At 65.3% G+C, this 15762-nt stretch carries 17 protein-coding genes; 12 read left to right on the forward strand and 5 right to left on the reverse strand.

What is annotated here, in order from left to right; all coding sequences use genetic code 11:
- The first annotated feature begins 40 nt into the window (after positions 1-40).
- Positions 41-649 carry a 2-hydroxychromene-2-carboxylate isomerase gene (locus tag AXW83_RS24720; protein WP_066618747.1) on the forward strand — a complete coding sequence of 203 codons (609 nt, stop codon included), beginning with the start codon at positions 41-43 and terminating at the stop codon, positions 647-649.
- Between the two features lie 10 nt (positions 650-659).
- Here AXW83_RS24720 and AXW83_RS24725 read toward each other — a convergent pair whose 3' ends face one another.
- From AXW83_RS24725 to AXW83_RS24735, 3 genes are all read right to left on the reverse strand, one after another.
- A complete protein-coding gene (locus tag AXW83_RS24725; RefSeq protein ID WP_156640397.1) occupies positions 660-923 on the reverse strand; it encodes a hypothetical protein in 264 nt (87 codons plus the stop codon).
- An 80-nt stretch (positions 924-1003) separates the two neighbouring features.
- Positions 1004-2080 carry a M48 family metallopeptidase gene (locus AXW83_RS24730; RefSeq protein ID WP_066618753.1) on the reverse strand — a complete coding sequence of 359 codons (1077 nt, stop codon included), beginning with the start codon at positions 2078-2080 and terminating at the stop codon, positions 1004-1006.
- A gap of 34 nt (positions 2081-2114) precedes the next feature.
- Positions 2115-2672: a LemA family protein gene (locus AXW83_RS24735; RefSeq protein WP_066618755.1), complete on the reverse strand. Its 558-nt coding sequence runs from the start codon at positions 2670-2672 to the stop codon at positions 2115-2117.
- Positions 2673-2916: 244 nt separating this feature from the next.
- On the opposite strand from AXW83_RS24735, the gene AXW83_RS24740 reads away from it, so the two are divergent.
- Positions 2917-4740 (forward strand): methyl-accepting chemotaxis protein, encoded by a 1824-nt coding sequence (locus AXW83_RS24740; RefSeq protein WP_236841990.1) that lies wholly within the window; start codon positions 2917-2919, stop codon positions 4738-4740.
- A gap of 65 nt (positions 4741-4805) precedes the next feature.
- On the opposite strand, the gene AXW83_RS24745 is transcribed toward AXW83_RS24740, so the two are convergent.
- Complete coding sequence (locus tag AXW83_RS24745; RefSeq protein ID WP_066618763.1) at positions 4806-5471, reverse strand: sulfite oxidase-like oxidoreductase; 666 nt, start codon at positions 5469-5471, stop codon at positions 4806-4808.
- Positions 5472-5559: 88 nt separating this feature from the next.
- Between AXW83_RS24745 and AXW83_RS24750 the strand changes: the two genes are divergently transcribed.
- The 9 genes from AXW83_RS24750 to AXW83_RS24790 all read left to right on the forward strand — a co-directional run bounded on the left by AXW83_RS24750 (position 5560) and on the right by AXW83_RS24790 (position 13760).
- On the forward strand, positions 5560-5793 hold the full coding sequence (locus AXW83_RS24750; protein WP_066618766.1) for an antitoxin: 234 nt from the start codon (positions 5560-5562) through the stop codon (positions 5791-5793).
- Positions 5794-5796: 3 nt separating this feature from the next.
- Complete coding sequence (locus AXW83_RS24755; RefSeq protein WP_066618769.1) at positions 5797-6195, forward strand: type II toxin-antitoxin system VapC family toxin; 399 nt, start codon at positions 5797-5799, stop codon at positions 6193-6195.
- 306 nt (positions 6196-6501) lie between these two features.
- Positions 6502-8208, forward strand: a complete 1707-nt coding sequence (gene rpsA, locus AXW83_RS24760; protein ID WP_066618772.1) for a 30S ribosomal protein S1 — start codon at positions 6502-6504, stop codon at positions 8206-8208.
- A gap of 244 nt (positions 8209-8452) precedes the next feature.
- Positions 8453-9742 carry an Hsp70 family protein gene (locus AXW83_RS24765; RefSeq protein ID WP_066618775.1) on the forward strand — a complete coding sequence of 430 codons (1290 nt, stop codon included), beginning with the start codon at positions 8453-8455 and terminating at the stop codon, positions 9740-9742.
- Positions 9743-9812: 70 nt separating this feature from the next.
- Positions 9813-10781, forward strand: coding sequence for a signal peptide peptidase SppA (gene sppA / locus AXW83_RS24770; RefSeq protein WP_066618776.1), 969 nt, complete (start codon positions 9813-9815; stop codon positions 10779-10781).
- A gap of 28 nt (positions 10782-10809) precedes the next feature.
- Positions 10810-11094: an integration host factor subunit beta gene (gene ihfB / locus AXW83_RS24775; protein WP_066618778.1), complete on the forward strand. Its 285-nt coding sequence runs from the start codon at positions 10810-10812 to the stop codon at positions 11092-11094.
- A 242-nt stretch (positions 11095-11336) separates the two neighbouring features.
- On the forward strand, positions 11337-11675 hold the full coding sequence (locus tag AXW83_RS24780; protein ID WP_066618781.1) for a lipopolysaccharide assembly protein LapA domain-containing protein: 339 nt from the start codon (positions 11337-11339) through the stop codon (positions 11673-11675).
- On the forward strand, positions 11675-12628 hold the full coding sequence (locus AXW83_RS24785) for a bifunctional Delta(1)-pyrroline-2-carboxylate/Delta(1)-piperideine-2-carboxylate reductase (RefSeq protein WP_066618783.1): 954 nt from the start codon (positions 11675-11677) through the stop codon (positions 12626-12628). The genes AXW83_RS24780 and AXW83_RS24785 overlap by 1 nt, the downstream gene beginning before the upstream one ends.
- A 154-nt stretch (positions 12629-12782) precedes the next feature.
- The gene (locus AXW83_RS24790) at positions 12783-13760 is read left to right on the forward strand and encodes a glycoside hydrolase family 25 protein (RefSeq protein WP_066618785.1); all 978 of its coding nucleotides are present in this window, start codon (positions 12783-12785) and stop codon (positions 13758-13760) included.
- A 158-nt stretch (positions 13761-13918) separates the two neighbouring features.
- Here the strand turns inward: AXW83_RS24790 and AXW83_RS24795 are convergent, their stop codons facing one another.
- Positions 13919-14149, reverse strand: a complete 231-nt coding sequence (locus tag AXW83_RS24795; RefSeq protein ID WP_156640399.1) for a hypothetical protein — start codon at positions 14147-14149, stop codon at positions 13919-13921.
- A 329-nt stretch (positions 14150-14478) separates the two neighbouring features.
- Between AXW83_RS24795 and AXW83_RS24800 the strand changes: the two genes are divergently transcribed.
- Positions 14479-15651 (forward strand): isovaleryl-CoA dehydrogenase, encoded by a 1173-nt coding sequence (locus AXW83_RS24800; protein ID WP_066618789.1) that lies wholly within the window; start codon positions 14479-14481, stop codon positions 15649-15651.
- Positions 15652-15762: the final 111 nt, after the last annotated feature.

Below are 15762 nucleotides of genomic sequence, written 5' to 3' on the forward strand. Positions count from 1 at the left end.
TTGCGCGACTCAAACCCTAGACCATCGACTCGGAGGCCGAATGCCGAATCGTCCTGTTCTGGACTTCTGGTACGAGTTCGCATCGACCTACTCCTGTCTGAGCGCCCTGAGGATCGAAGCCCTCGCCGATGAAGCGGGCATCACGCTGCGCTGGCGCCCGTTCCTGCTGGGGCCGATCTTCGCAGCGCAGGGCTGGACGACGTCGCCCTTCAATCTCTACCCCAACAAGGGCCGCTACATGTGGCGCGACATAGCGCGCCGAGCCGGCCGCAATGATATGAAGATCGTGCGGCCGGAGGTCTTTCCGCAGAACTCTCTGATTGCGGCGCGGCTGGCATTGGCAGGTCGCGAGGCGGGCTGGATGCCGGTCTTCTCGAAGGCGCTGTTCCACGCGCAGTTCTGCGAGGGCCGCAACATCGCCGAGGAGTCGGTGCTGAATGTTGCGCTCAAGCATGCAGGCGCCGACCCCGGCGTCGCCTTCCCGGCGTCGCGCAGCGAAGAGGTCAAGGGCCGCCTCAAGGCCGAGACCGAATATGCAAAGTCGCTCGGCATCTTCGGCGCGCCGACCTTCGTGACCGAGGATGGCGAAGTCTTCTGGGGCGATGACCGGCTCGAAGAAGCGCTCGACTGGGCCAGAAACGGTCGCTGAGGCCGATGCGCTAACTCCGGTTGTTCGTCTTCCAGCAGGCCGGGCTGGCGACCGACTTCCAGACGCCGTTCGCCTTGCAGGTGCTGAACGGCACCGTGCACAGGCGCGCCTCGCAGGCGCTGGGGCTGTTGGCGCTCTGGCACTTCTTGGTGCAGTCCGCGCTTATCTGCGAACAGGACAATTGCGAGGTCTTGCAGCCCTCCTGCGCGACGGCGGAACCGGCCATCGCTGCGAGCGCGATCAGCCCTGCCATGCTCGCGATCATCGTTCTCATGATCGACCCTCCTGTCTTCCCTTGGGGAAGGTTAATCTTATGTTGCCGGCGCCGTCTACTGCGCGTTGCGGTCAGCGGGTTCAGTGGCCAGAAGGCGGCCGCGCCCAGGGTCCGCGCGTCGCGGGGTCGCGCGTGGCAACATCCTCGACCATGTTCGGAATCGGCTGACGCTCGGCCATGAGGGGAGGGTGCGGCGGCATCGCCGGCATGCGCCCGCCCGCCGTCTCGACCAGCGCCTGCACGCGCTTGGTGACGGAAGGGTGCGTCGAGAACAGGTCGGCGAAATCGTCGGGGTCGTTCTCGAAGCACATGTCCATCACACCAGACGGCACGCCCTCGATATCGGCTCGACCGGCGATCTTCAGCAGCGCCGAGATCATCGCGTCGGGGTTCTTCGTCAACTCGACGGCACCGGCGTCGGCGAGATATTCGCGCGAGCGCGACAGCGAGAGCCGGATCAGGACCGCCAGGAACCATGACACGGCGATCACGGCCACGCCGAGCAGGATCGCCAGGCCGCTACCCTTCTTGCTGTCGTCCGACGAAACGCGGACCCGCCCTGCGCTGCGGAATACGACCTCTCCGATCAGCGAGATCACGCCGGCGATGACGATGGCGATGATCATCAGCCGGACGTCGCCATTGCGGATATGCGTCAGTTCATGGGCCAGCACCGCCTCGATCTCGGCATCGTCGAGCTGGGCGAGCAAGCCGGTCGTCACCGTGACCGTGAACTGCTTCTCGTTGACGCCGCTGGCAAAGGCATTCAGCGCCTCGCTTTCGACGATGGCGAGCTTGGGCACAGTCAGTCCACGCGAGATGCAAAGGTTTTCCAGCATTCGGTAGAGCTTGGGGTTGTCGTCTCGAGCGATGCCCTTGGCGCCCGAGACGGCGCCGATCAGCCCGACATTGATCCGAAAGCCGATGAAGACCCAGGCCGCCGTGCCCGCCGTGATGAAGGGCAGCCACGACCAGAACACCCGCCCGGCCTCACCGAAGGCGGTGCGCCCGCGCGGCACGCCGCCATAGCCGAGCCCGATCAGGATCAGGCCCCAGGCCGTGAGATAGGCGAGCGCGAACAGCCCGACGATCAGGAGGTTGGACCTGATCCGGTTGTTGCGCTGATGCGTGTAGAGCCCGAAGGCCTGACCGACCATTGCCGCCGCCCCGTCTGCCGGCCGCGCGCCGGCGTCAGAACTTCACGCTCGGCGGCGCCTCGATCTGCGTGCGGACGGTCTCGCCGACATCGAAGAACTCGCGCGGCGTGAAGCCCATCTGCGGGGCGAACAGCATCGCCGGAAAGGCCTGGATCGCGGCATTGAACTCGCCGACGGCGTTGTTGAAGAAACGCCGGGCCGCCGCGAGCTTGTCCTCGACATTGCCGAGATCGACCTGGAGCTGCTGGAAATTCGCGCTCGCCTTGAGGTCGGGATAGGCCTCGCCCAGCGCCAGCAGCCGGCCGACCGCGCCCGACAATTGCTGTTCGGCCGCAGCCTTGTCCTGCACGCTGCCGGCGCCCTGGGCGGCATTGCGGGCGGCGACCACCGCATCGAGAGTCGATTTCTCGTGCGTCGCATAGCCCTTCACCGTCTCGACCAGATTGGGGATCAGGTCGTGGCGCTGCTTCAGCTGGACGTCGATGTCGGCAAAGGCTTGGCCGACACGCTGCCGCATCGCCACCAGACCGTTATAGGTCATGATCCCGTAGACGACGAGGGCCGCCAGCAGCCCCAAGATGACCCAGCCCATGACGCGCTCCTGCCTGCGGTCGAAATCCGGTCGCAACCTTGCACGAAGGGCGACGTTGGGGAAGACGGGCCGCAGCTTCGATCAAGGCGAGGCTTGAAGGCCACTGCCCACCTGATTTCATGCAATCGACGCAACCCTGCCCAGACTTGGGCGCATCAATTTTTTAACATTCTAATTCAAAACAGAAGCGGGCGCTGCGTCACTATCATGCCCCAAAAAATATCGGGAGTAGAAAGCTATGAGAATGCCGTTCTTGGGGTCAGGAGGCTCAGTTTCAGGCGAAGGCGCGGCGATAAGGCGCTCTCAAGCCGTCATAGAATTCGACATTTCAGGGAATATTATCGACGCCAACCAGAATTTTATTGGCGTTGTCGGGTACTCTCTTGCAGAAATTATTGGAAAACATCATCGGATGTTTGTCGATGAGGCGTATCGCGCTTCTGCCGAGTATGCGGAATTGTGGGCGCGCCTGAATCGCGGCGAGGCGATCGAGGCTCAGTTCCTGCGCATCGCGAAGGGCGGCAAGCGGGTCTGGCTACAGGCGACCTACACGCCGATTCTCAACAGCTTCGGCAAGCCTGTCAAAGTGATCAAGTTCGCGACCGACATCACCGCACAGAAGGACGCAGTGGCAAATCTGGAAGGCCAGATCGCCGCCATCCGCAAGTCGCAGGCCGTCATCGAGTTCGATCTTTCCGGCATGATCCTCGATGCGAACGATAATTTTCTCGTCGCCGTGGGCTACACCCTAGCCGATATCGAGGGCAAGCATCATCGCCTGTTCGTCGATCCGGCCGAGCATAACGGCGAGGCCTATCGCCGGTTCTGGGAGAAGCTCGGGCGCGGCGAGTATGACGAGGGTCAGTATCGCCGCCTCGGCAAGGGCGGGCGGGAGATCTGGCTCCAGGCCAGCTACAACCCGATCTTCGACGCGCTGGGCAAGCCCTTCAAAGTCGTAAAATACGCCACCGACATCACTGCCAACAAGTTGGCTCAGGATGCGCTACGGGCCGCCGTCGCCGACACCCGTGATGTCGTCAATGCTGCCATGGCACGGGATCTGACGCAGCGCGTCTCGCTTCAGGGCAAGACCGGCGAGATCGCCGAACTCTGCGGCGGCATCAACGAATTGGTCGATTCCTTCGCCGAGGTCATCCGGACCGTGTCGACGATTTCGCAACGGATCACCACCGGCGCCGACCGCATCGGCGAGGACAGCCACGATCTGGCCCAACGGACCGAAGAGCAGGCGAGCAGCCTCGAGGAAACGGCGGCCACGACGGAAGAACTCGCGGCTTCGGTCAAGCAGAGCGCCGAGCGCGCCCGGGAGGCGACGAGCCTCGGCGAAACCGCCAACGGCATCGCCAATCGCGGCGGCGGCATCGTGGGCGACGCGGTGGTGGCGATGGAGCGGATTGAAAAGGCATCCAGCGATATCGCCGAGATCATCACGGTCATCGACAACATCGCCTTCCAGACCAATCTGCTGGCGCTGAACGCGGCGGTGGAAGCCGCGCGGGCCGGCGATGCCGGCAAGGGCTTCGCGGTCGTCGCCTCCGAGGTCCGCGCCTTGGCGCAGCGCTCCAGCGAGGCTGCCAACGACATCAAGAAGCTGATTACGAATTCGACGCAGGAGGTCGCGACCGGTGTCAGGCTGGTGAAGGACGCCGGCTCGGCTCTGTCCGAAATCGTCGGCTCCTCGACGAGCGTCGCCGCCGCGCTTGCCGACATCTCCAGCGCTTCCAACGAGCAGGCCAACGGCATCGAGGAGGTCGCCAAGGTCGTCGCCCATATGGACGACATGACCCAGCGCAACTCGAGCATGGCCGACCAGAGCGCCGGCGTCGCGCGCGAGCTTCAGACGGCGACGGGTTCGCTCAAGCAGATGGTCGAGAACTTCAAGATCGCCGGCGGTGCTTCGGCACGCGACCTCGGCGCCAGCGTGATCGCCGAACTGAGGCAGGCCGCGCCCCATATGGCGCTGGCTCGCGCCGGGGCTACCCAGCCGGCGGCCCGGCCGCAGCGTCGCGCCGCCGGCGGGGCGGCGAGCGGCTGGTCGGAATTCTGAGACCTTCGATCCAGGCGCGCATCGATGGCGCCCGGCATTGACCGGCCGCCCAAAGCGAGCCGGCGTCAATCCCCGCTATAGCGCTCTTCCGCCCATGGGTTACCGCGGCCGTGATAGCCGCGCACCTCCCAAAATCCTGGCTGGTTGGCGGTCGTGAACTCGATCCGCTTCAGCCATTTCGCGCTCTTCCAGAAATACAGCTTTGGCACCACCAGCCGCACCGGGCCGCCATGCTCGGTCGTCAGCGGCTCGCCTTCCCAGGAATGCGCCAGCAGCACGTCCGCACCGGCAAAATCCTCCAGCGTCAGGTTGGTGGTGTAGCCGTCATTGGAATGCAGCACCACGAAGCCGGCGTCGGGTTTCGGCTGTACGAGGTCGAGCAGCGTCCGCGTCGATACGCCCTCCCAGCGATTGTCGTAGCGCGACCAGGTCGTGACGCAGTGGATGTCGGAGACCTCGCTCGTCTGCTCCTGCGCCATGAACTCGGCCCAGCGCCAGTGCTGCGGCTGCTCGACCGCGCCGTCGATGTCGAGCGTCCAGTTCGCCGTCGCGACATCCGGCTGCAGCCCGAGATCGAGCACCGGCCAATCCTTCACGAGATGCTGCCCGGGCGGCAGCCGATCGCTTTCGGGCCGTGCGATGCGGCCGGTCAGGAACTTGGCCGAGCGCGCCCAGGCCTGCTTGGTGCGGGTGAGCTTGCTGTCGGCGGGCGTGTCGGGGTCGTCGGTCATTGCAGCCTCATGTATATACGAGGATTGACATGGCTTTTCGTGCTCGCCATTTTGCATGAGAAGAGATCGCTGCGCAGGAGGAAAGTCGATGGCCACCACCCGTGCCTTCAGATCCGGCAACAGCCAGGCGATCCGCGTCCCGGCCGAGATGGCGTTCGAGGATGGCGAGGAGTTGACGATCACGCGTCATGGCGACGTGCTGACGATCCTGCCGAAGCGCGAAGGTCTTCGGCAGGTCCTCGAAGAGCTTCTTGCAGCCCCACCGCTGCCGCCTTCCGAGCCGATCGAGCGAATCGAGCTGCCTGAACGAGAGCGGTATTGAGAAGTGGGCTTTCTGCTCGACACCAACGTCGTCATTGATGCCCGTGACGGCGTGCGGTCCGTCCTGCGGAAAATGATCGAGCACGAAGGCGCCGTGTTGGTGTCAGCTCTGAGCATCGCCGAGCTTCAGAGAGGGCTAAGCTCGAACCATCAGGATGCGTCGGGCCGTCGCATCCGGCTGGAGAAGTTACTGGCAAACCTGCCCGTCGTTGCCTTCGGCAAGGCTCAGGCCGAGGCCTACGGAGCGATCTTGTCGGCGCAGGGCTGGGTCCGCAGTCGCGACTTCGACCGCATGATCGCGGGCCACGCGATCAGCTTGGGCGCCACCCTCGTCACCAACAACGAGCGCGACTTCCGCGACATCCCCGGCCTCAAGGTCGAGAACTGGCTGACTGAGGGCTGAAGCGCCTTCGCCCTTGCCCTCGCGGCCCATTTCCACTACATCGCGCCTGTCCGATAAGGCCGTGATCGATCACAGCCGGGGGCGGCCTTTCAGGCCGGCTCCCGTTTCGTGTTTGGGGCGGATCGTTCGGATGCGGATCTGAACCGGCGGCCATGCGCCGCCCGCTCCAGCCCCGGCGCCTTCAGGCGCGGGCCAGGGCGGGCAAGCCTCGCAAGGGGTGCCGACGGAACGGTCCGGCCTGCCACACCAACCCAATCGGCGCTTGCCGGACATCCGCGGGATACGCGGCCGGCGTCAGGAGTATACATGTCAGCTGTGGAAAGCTTTTCGGGCCGCGAGGATTTCGCCGCCCTTCTCGAGGAATCCTTCGGTCAGAACGAAGCCCTCGAAGGTTCCGTCATCAAGGGCATCGTCGTCGCCATCGAAAAAGACATGGCGATCATCGATGTCGGCCTGAAGACGGAAGGGCGCGTCGCGCTCAAGGAATTCAACGGCCCCGGCCGTGACCAGGACATCAAGGTCGGCGACGAGGTCGAGGTCTATCTGGACCGGATCGAGAACGCGCTCGGCGAAGCCGTCATCTCGCGCGACAAGGCGCGCCGCGAGGAGAGCTGGGTCAAGCTCGAGAAGGCCTTCGAGGCTCGCGAGAAGGTTTCCGGCGTCATCTTCAACACCGTCAAGGGCGGCTACACCGTCGATCTCGACGGCGCCGTGGCCTTCCTGCCGCGTTCGCAGGTCGACATCCGTCCGATCCGCGACGTCGGCCCGCTGATGGGCCAGCCGCAGCCCTTCGAGATCCTCAAGATGGATCGCCGCCGCGGCAACATCGTCGTGTCGCGCCGCACCGTCCTCGAAGAGACCCGCGCCGAAGCCCGTTCCGAGCTGGTCGCCAGCCTCGAAGAGGGTCAGGTCATCGACGGCGTCGTCAAGAACATCACCGAATACGGTGCGTTCGTCGATCTGGGCGGCATCGACGGCCTGCTCCATGTCACCGACATGGCCTGGCGTCGCGTCAACCACCCGTCCGAGGTCGTGACCATCGGCCAGTCGGTCAAGGTCAAGATCATCAAGATCAACCAGGACACGCACCGCATCTCGCTCGGCATCAAGCAGCTGCTTGCCGATCCGTGGGATGGCATTGCGGCGCGTTACCCCGTCGGTGCGCGCCTCAAGGGTCGCGTCACCAACATCACGGACTACGGCGCCTTCGTCGAAGTGGAGCCGGGTATCGAAGGCCTGATCCACGTCTCCGAGATGTCCTGGACCAAGAAGAACGTCCACCCCGGCAAGATCGTCTCGACCTCCCAGGAAGTCGACGTCGCGATCCTCGAGGTCGATCAGGTCAAGCGCCGCATCTCGCTGGGTCTCAAGCAGACCCTGCGCAACCCCTGGGAGGTCTTCGCGGAGACCCATCCGACCGGTTCGACGGTCGAGGGCGAGGTCAAGAACAAGACCGAGTTCGGCCTGTTCCTGGGTCTCGAAGGCGATATCGACGGCATGATCCATCTCTCCGATCTCGACTGGAACCGTCCGGGCGAGCAGGTCATCGAGGAATACAAGAAGGGCGACATGCTGCAGGCTGTCGTTCTCGATGTGGACGTCGAGAAGGAGCGCATCTCGCTCGGCCTGAAGCAGCTCGGCGGCGATCCCTTCGTGGAGGCCGGCGAGTTCAAGAAGGGTCAGGTCGTCACCTGCGAGGTGATCGAGGTCAAGGAAGGCGGTCTTGATGTCAAGATCACCGGAACCGACATGACCACCTTCATCAAGCGCGCCGAAATCGCCCGCGAGCGCGCCGATCAGCGCCCCGAGCGCTTCGCCGCCGGCGAGAAGGTCGATGCCCGCGTCATCCTCTTCGACAAGAAGGCGCGCAAGATCCAGGTCTCGATCAAGGCCCTGGAGATGGCCGAGGAGAAGGAGGCGATGGCGCAGTACGGCTCCGCCGACTCCGGCGCTTCGCTCGGCGACATCCTGGGCGCCGCCCTCAAGAAGGCGACGACCACCGACAAGAAGTGAGGTTTCGGCCGCGAAAGCGGCCGGCTCATCAGACCAGCCCGCGCGGAGCGATCCGCGCGGGCTTTTGTTTCGGACCACCTGTCATTCCGGGGCGGCCCGCAGGGCCGAACCCGGAACCCACGACCGGATGCACCCTGACCGCCGCTGCTGGGAAGCGCTCGCCCGGTCGTGGGTTCCGGGTTCTTCGCTGACGCGAAGCCCCGGAATGACAATCCGCATCTGGCCCGTGAGATAGGAAACAACCATGACCACCGCGGCGATCGGCATCGATTTCGGCACCACCAACAGCGTCGTCGCGCTGGCCAATGCCAATGGTTCGGTGACGACGCGCTCCTTCGCGACGAAGCAGGGTGCTGTCGATGCCTATCGCTCGGCGCTGATGTTCTGGCGCGAGGGCAGGCCGCCCAAGACCCATGTCGCCCATGTCAGCGGCCCCGACGCGCTCGACATGGCGTTGGGCATGACGACGGAGCACCGCTTCCTGCAGTCGCTGAAGACCCACCTCTCCAGCCGCGCCTTCCAGGAGACCCGGCTGTTCGGCAAGCTGTTCCAGCTCGAAGACCTGATCGGCGTCTTCCTGAGCGACATTTCGGCCGGCCTCGACGGGCTGGCGCAGACTCCCCTCGTCTCCGGCCGCCCGGTCGTCTTCGCGGGCGAGCGGCCCGACGAGGAGCTGGCGCTGGGCCGCCTCAAGGCCTCCTATGCCAAGGCCGGCCTGTCTCAAGTCGACTTTGCCTATGAGCCGCTAGGCGCCGCCTATTGGTACGCCCGCGATCTGAAGCAGCCGCAGACCATGCTGGTCGCCGATTTCGGCGGCGGCACCAGCGACTTCTCCGTCATGCGCTTCGAGCCCGGCGGGGCAGGGCGGCTCGATGCCATCCCGCTCTCCCATGCCGGCGTCGGCGTCGCGGGTGATACCTTCGACTACCGCATCATCGAGCACGCGATCTCGCCTCGTCTCGGCAAGGGCACCGACTACCGCTCCTTCGAGAAGCTGCTGCCGATTCCGGCGCATTACCACGCCGCCTTCGCGCAATGGCACCGGCTCTCCCTGATGAAGAGCCGCGAGACCATGGCCGAACTCAAGGCGCTGATCCGCGACGCGGTCGAGCCGGGCAAGCTCGAGGACCTGCTGACCGTGATCGAATACGATCTCGGCTACGAACTTTACCGCGCCGTCTCCGCCGCCAAGATCGCGTTGTCGGGCGCGGACGAAACCGTGCTGAGCTTCCGCCAGATGGATGTGACGATCGAGACGCCGATCCGCCGCAGCGATTTCGAGAGCTGGATCGCCGACGATGTCGGCGCAATCGAAACCGCGCTTGACCGCGCCCTGAACGAGGCGAATGTCTCCGCCGGCGCGATCGAGGCCGTCTTCATGACCGGCGGCACCTCGCATGTGCCCGCCGTCCGCGCCCTGTTCGACCGTCGCTTCGGCGAAGCCAGAGTCCATATCGGCGACGCTTTCCGCTCGGTTGCGAGCGGGCTCGCTCTGCTGGCGCTGGACCGGCAGCGGGCGCTGTCGCCGGCCTGATCCCGGCCATGCGCCTTGCCGGGCCGACAGGCCGGGTCTACATCACGGGTCACCCGCGAGGAGCCGCTCCATGTCGTCCGATGCCGATCTGCTTGCCGACCGCCGCAGCCTGCGGCGAAAGCTGACGCTCTGGCGGCTGCTGGCATTGGTCGGCGTGCTGATCGCGGCCGGTATCGGCGGGCTGGCCTGGAGCGGACGGACGCCCGGTTCGGTCTCGCAGGCCCATATCGCGCGCGTGACGATCTCCGGCTTCATTTCCGGCGACAGGCGCACGCTGGAACTGATCAAGTCGATCGAGGACAGTCGCGCTACCGCAGTCCTGGTCAAGATCGACAGCCCCGGCGGCACCACGACGGGGTCCGAGGCGATCTACGATGCGCTGCGCCGCCTGGCCGCCAAGAAGCCGATGGTCGCCGTCGTCGACGGCCTCGCGGCGTCGGGCGGCTATATTGCCGCGCTCGGCTCCGACCGCATCGTCGCCCGCCAGACCTCGCTCGTCGGGTCGATCGGCGTGCTCTTCCAGTTTCCCAATGTCGGGCGCTTGCTCGATACGATCGGCGTCAAGCTGGAGGAGATCAAGTCCAGCCCGCTCAAGGCGGCCCCGAACGGCTTCGAGCCGACTTCGCCGGAAGCACGCGCGGCCCTGCAGCGCGTCGTCGACGACAATTACGACTGGTTCAAGCGCCTTGTCCGCGACCGCCGCAGCCTGGCCGATCCCGAGGTCGCCGCCGTCTCCGACGGCCGCGTCCATTCCGGCCGTCAGGCGGTCGCGCTCAAGCTGATCGACGAGATCGGCGGCGAGCCCGAAGCCATCGCCTGGCTGGAGCGCGAGAAGAGCGTTGCCAAGGATCTGCCGGTGCGCGACTGGCGCCGCCGCAGCGAATCCTCCTCCTTCGGCCTGTGGAGCGCAGGCGAGGCTCTGGCCCGTGCCGCCGGGCTGGAAACCGTCGCCGTGCTGATCGCCCGCGCCGCAGAGCAGCCGCTCGGCTTGCGTCTTGACGCGCCCTTGGCGCTCTGGCAGCCTGCGCTTGAAAAATGATGTTGATACAAGCGGTTATCCTGGAACAATGATTAAATCCGAACTCGTTCAACGCATCGCCGAGCGCAACACCCATTTGTATCAGCGCGATATCGAAAACATCGTCACGGCGATCCTTGACGAGGTCGTCAAGGCGCTCGGACGCGGGGATCGGGTCGAGCTGCGCGGCTTCGGCGCCTTCTCGCGCAAGGCGCGCGCGGCCCGCGTCGGCCGCAACCCGCGCACTGGCGATGCGGTCGAGGTCGACGAGAAATTCGTCCCCGTCTTCAAGACGGGCAAGGAGCTTCGCCTGCGTTTGAACGGCAAGGTGTGAGGTTGCGGCGATTGGAAACCGCCGTCTTCCGGGCGCAGCGAAGCGGAGACCCGGAATCCATCCTGGAGAGCCACGGTGCCTTACGATGGATCACGGATCGGCGCCGCCACGCGGCTTGTCCTGGATGACGCCGCAGCTTTAGCAACGAGAGGATCGATCGAGGTCGATCCTCTTCGCCATCGTGACACTCATATGATGTCGGCCGGACAAGATAAGCGGCCACCCCGTGTGGAGGAACCCCAATGAAATCCTTCTTCAAGGCCCTGATCCTTGTCCCCGTCGCCCTGGCGATCGTGCTGTTCTCCGTTGCCAACCGGGCGCCGGTGCGGGTCTCGTTCGATCCGATCAGCCGTGATGCGCCGCTCTTCGCCTTCGACGTGCCGCTTTTCGCGGTCGTTCTCGCGGCCATCGCCGCAGGCGTACTGATCGGCGGCTTTGCTTCCTGGCTGGCGCAGGGCAAGCATCGCAAGGCTGCCCGGCGCAACCGCCGCGAGGCCGAGAGCCTGCGCGGCGAAACGCAGATGCTGCGCGCCGCCGTGCCCGATTCCGCCCTCCCGGCGCTGACCAGCGGCCGCGCCTGATGCGGCTGTTCGACCACGGCGCCATCGACGCCGCCCTGAGCTATCCAGACCTGATCGATACGCTCGACGAAGCCTTTCGCGGCGACGCGGTGATGCCGCCGCGCGTCCATCACGACGTCCAGCGTCCGGGCGAGGACCCTGCCGTTCTGCTGATCATGCCGGCCTGGAGCGCGGCCGACGCCGAGAAACCCTATATCGGCACGAAGATCCTCTCGGTCTTCTTCGGCAACGGCAAGCTCGGCCTGCCCGGCGTTATGGGCGCCTATCTGCTGATGGACGGCAAGACCGGCGCGCCCCTGGCGGTGATGGACGGCAACCGCCTGACGCTGTGGCGCACGGCTGCGGCCTCGGCGCTCGCCTCCCGCTACATGTCGCGCCCCGACGCCAGCCGGATGCTGATGGTCGGCGCCGGGGCGCTCGCGCCCTTCCTGATCAAGGCGCATATGTCCGTGCGCCCGCTCACCGACATCGCGATCTGGGCGCGCCGACCCGAAGCGGCCGCCGCCGTGGTCGAGGAACTGGCGCGTGACGGCATCGTCGTCCGTGCCGTTGCCGATCTCGAAGGCGAGGCCCGCACCGCTGATATCATCTCCTGCGCGACCAATGCGACCGAGCCCCTGATCCATGGCAAATGGCTCAAGCGCGACGCCCATCTCGACCTCATCGGCGCCTTCACCATGCAGATGCGCGAGACCGATGCCGACGCGCTCGATCGTGCCCGTGTCGTCGTCGATTCCGCCAAGGCGATCGGCGAGGGCGGCGACGTTGCGGTCGCGATCGCAGAGGGCAGCTACAGCGCCGACAAGATCGCCGGCACGCTGGCCGATCTCTGCCGCGGCACGATCGCCGGCACCGTCGAGGGCGGCGAGGTCACGCTGTTCAAGTCGGTCGGCGTCGCGCTCGAGGATCTCGCGGCAGCGGTTGCGGTCTGGGAACGCGCGGCCGCCGGTTGAACTCTCGAGAGCGGCGGAGCTGCCGGTGCTGGCTGCCGCGACACGGCGGCGGGCGCCCCGGTTAACCAAAGCTGAAACAAGCCGTTCGGATGCAAGCCAATTCTAACCGGCTCTTAACCACGGAGGTCCCAACTCCGAGGTGAAAGGGGGCCGTATGCCTGTACGATCGACAGTCTTCACTCCGGCGGCCTGGCGGCTCTCCGCTCTGTCCACTGCTGCGGCGGCCGGCCTTCTGGCGTCCCTCGTCGCCCCGGCGGCGGCCTTCTATCCCAAGAAGGGCGACAGCGAACCCCATCACGGTGTCCGCGACGCCCGCCGCATGGCGATCCAGGGCATCGACGTCTCGCGCTGGCAGGACGAGATCGATTGGGACAAGGTCAAGGATGCCGGAACCCGTTTCGCCTTCATCAAGGCGACCGAGGGCGGCGACCATCTCGACCCGAACTTCCGCCGCAACTGGGACGGTGCCAAGAAGGCGGGCGTGCCGCGCGGCGCCTATCATTTCGTCTGGTGGTGCAGGCCCGCCAAGGATCAGGTGCGCTGGTTCAAGCGCCACATCCCGCGCGATCCCGACGCGTTGCCGCCGGTGCTCGATGTCGAGTGGCAGAACGGCTCGCAATGCACCCGCAAGGTCTCGCGCGAGGATGCGCTGGCAAAAATCCGCACCATGCTGGCGGCGCTGCAGGCGCATACCGGCAAGAAGCCCATCATCTATACCGACATCAACTTCCACGAGGACATTCTCGAGGGCGAGTTCAACGACTACCCCTATTGGCTGCGCTCGACGGCGGCCCCGCTCAGGCATCGCTACGCCCGGACAAAATGGGAGTTCTGGCAATTCACCACGACCGGCAAGGTCCCCGGCATCACCGGCGACGTCGATCGCAACGCCTTCTTCGGAAGCGAGAGCGAATTCGCCGCCTGGCGGCAGGGCCGCTACGACATCGGCGCCCGCAGATGGCTCGGCGGCGAGAAGATGATCGCGGGACAGAAGCCGCCGGCGACCTCGGCGGGTTCATATGCGCCCAAGGCGGCGGGCGGTACGCAGCTGCGGCTCGTTCCGCCGGGCAAGCTGTCGCAGCGCACCGCGGCCAATCGCGATGCATCGACGGGCACGATCGGGCGGGATTAAGGGAGGTTTGATCGATGTCGGCGAGGGGGCTACTTGAGCAAGCGGTTCGGCACGTGACGGCAGGCTTCGACCAAAACAAAAGGCGGCCCTACGCGGCCTCGGCCGAGGGTGACATCGCGGCGAGACCACCATCGTGGCGGCGTGGATCGGCGGGTCTGCTACTGTTCACGCTTGTAGTGGATCGTCGACGCGCCGATCAGGTAGCCGGTATTCAGCGCGAAGATGTAGCCGATCAAAATCGCGACCCTGAACAGGTTGAATTGCCCCAAGGCAACCCAGATCAAAGTAAAGCTGGCTATCAGGACAACGGAGACCGGAACGAGAACAACGATGCGTGCTCGCAAGCTGAGCAGAAAGCCTACCACGACCAGGATTATCGCGATAAGCAATTGAGCCTCCCGGGTACTGAACACAACACAACATGACGTTTTCACGCCGACGCAGCCGCGCGATTTCTATCGCGCACGGCCGACAATAGCCTCTGCTCGGTTAAGCAAGCGTAACCGGCACGGATTCAATGCGATTTGTCGATTATTTGAGCATTCGACTGGCTTGGCAGGGGTGCTGGTGAAAAGCGTCGCCTGCGGCCGGATGGCCATGGAGCGCGGCAGGATTAGAACGCGACAGGAGCAGATTGCGCGGTACGGCCTGACAGCAGGCCGTTTCGCGCTATAAAGCCGACAAGAAGCAATAGCTCCAAGATATCCGGGAGGACACCATGCTCGCCAACGCGCCACGCCCGTTCAACTTCGACCTTGGCGAGACCGCCGACGCGATCCGCGATACGGTCCATAGCTTCGCCCAGGAGAAGATCGCGCCGCGCGCGCAGGAGATCGACGCGACGAACCAGTTCCCGCGCGATCTCTGGCCGCAGATGGGCGCGCTCGGTCTGCACGGCATCACGGTGAAGGAGGAGGATGGCGGCTCCGGGCTGGGCTATCTCGAGCATGTCGTGGCGATCGAGGAGATCAGCCGCGCCTCGGCCTCGGTCGGCCTGTCCTACGGCGCCCACAGCAATCTCTGCATCAACCAGATCGCCCGCAACGGCAACGCCGCCCAAAAGGCGAAGTATCTGCCGAAGCTGATCTCGGGCGAGCATGTCGGTGCGCTCGCCATGTCCGAACCCGGCGCCGGCTCCGACGTCGTCTCGATGAAGACGCGCGCCGAGAAGACCGGCGACCGCTATGTCCTGAACGGCAACAAGATGTGGATCACCAACGGCCCGATCGCCGAGACGCTGGTCGTCTACGCCAAGACCGATCCGGCTGCGGGCTCCAAGGGCGTCAGCGCCTTCCTGATCGAGAAGGGCATGAAGGGCTTCTCGACGCATCCGAAGCTCGACAAGCTGGGTATGCGCGGCTCTGACACGTGCGAGCTCGTCTTCCAAGATTGCGAGGTTCCCGAGGAAAACGTGCTCGGCAGCGTCGGACGCGGCGTCAACGTGCTGATGTCGGGCCTCGACTATGAGCGCGTCGTGCTCTCGGCCGGCCCGCTGGGCATCATGCAGGCGGCGCTCGACGTGGTCATGCCCTATGTCCATGAGCGCAAGCAGTTCGGCCAGTCGATCGGCGAGTTCCAGCTCGTCCAGGGCAAGCTCGCCGACATGTATGTGATGATGAACGCCTGCAAGGCCTATGTGTACGCTGTCGCAAAAGCCTGCGACCGCGGCGAGACCACCCGCGAGGACGCAGCCGGCGCGATCCTGATCTCAGCCGAGAAGGCGACGCAGATCGCGCTCGATGCAATCCAGCTTTTGGGTGGCAACGGCTACATCAACGACTACCCGACCGGGCGCCTGCTGCGCGACGCGAAGCTCTACGAGATCGGCGCCGGCACCAGCGAGATCCGGCGCATGCTGATCGGGCGGGAATTGTTCCAGAAGACGAGGTGAAACACCGCCGCCTCTGTCCTTCTCCCGAATGGGAGAAGGTGGCCCGGAGGGCCGGATGAGGGCCTGCCGCCGCCGGAGAAAGAGCCCCACGGCGCCGTCGCGTTTCAACGT

It is taken from the genome of Bosea sp. PAMC 26642 (assembly GCF_001562255.1).
Taxonomy (GTDB): domain Bacteria; phylum Pseudomonadota; class Alphaproteobacteria; order Rhizobiales; family Beijerinckiaceae; genus Allobosea.

Coding starts and splice junctions, on each gene's coding strand:
- AXW83_RS24720 (WP_066618747.1), top strand. CDS start 41: ATGCCGAATCGTCCTGTTCTGGACTTCTGGTACGAGTTCGCATCGACC.
- AXW83_RS24725 (WP_156640397.1), bottom strand. CDS start 923: ATGAGAACGATGATCGCGAGCATGGCAGGGCTGATCGCGCTCGCAGCG.
- AXW83_RS24730 (WP_066618753.1), bottom strand. CDS start 2,080: ATGGTCGGTCAGGCCTTCGGGCTCTACACGCATCAGCGCAACAACCGG.
- AXW83_RS24735 (WP_066618755.1), bottom strand. CDS start 2,672: ATGGGCTGGGTCATCTTGGGGCTGCTGGCGGCCCTCGTCGTCTACGGG.
- AXW83_RS24740 (WP_236841990.1), top strand. CDS start 2,917: ATGCCGTTCTTGGGGTCAGGAGGCTCAGTTTCAGGCGAAGGCGCGGCG.
- AXW83_RS24745 (WP_066618763.1), bottom strand. CDS start 5,471: ATGACCGACGACCCCGACACGCCCGCCGACAGCAAGCTCACCCGCACC.
- AXW83_RS24750 (WP_066618766.1), top strand. CDS start 5,560: ATGGCCACCACCCGTGCCTTCAGATCCGGCAACAGCCAGGCGATCCGC.
- rpsA (WP_066618772.1), top strand. CDS start 6,502: ATGTCAGCTGTGGAAAGCTTTTCGGGCCGCGAGGATTTCGCCGCCCTT.
- AXW83_RS24765 (WP_066618775.1), top strand. CDS start 8,453: ATGACCACCGCGGCGATCGGCATCGATTTCGGCACCACCAACAGCGTC.
- sppA (WP_066618776.1), top strand. CDS start 9,813: ATGTCGTCCGATGCCGATCTGCTTGCCGACCGCCGCAGCCTGCGGCGA.
- ihfB (WP_066618778.1), top strand. CDS start 10,810: ATGATTAAATCCGAACTCGTTCAACGCATCGCCGAGCGCAACACCCAT.
- AXW83_RS24780 (WP_066618781.1), top strand. CDS start 11,337: ATGAAATCCTTCTTCAAGGCCCTGATCCTTGTCCCCGTCGCCCTGGCG.
- AXW83_RS24785 (WP_066618783.1), top strand. CDS start 11,675: ATGCGGCTGTTCGACCACGGCGCCATCGACGCCGCCCTGAGCTATCCA.
- AXW83_RS24790 (WP_066618785.1), top strand. CDS start 12,783: ATGCCTGTACGATCGACAGTCTTCACTCCGGCGGCCTGGCGGCTCTCC.
- AXW83_RS24800 (WP_066618789.1), top strand. CDS start 14,479: ATGCTCGCCAACGCGCCACGCCCGTTCAACTTCGACCTTGGCGAGACC.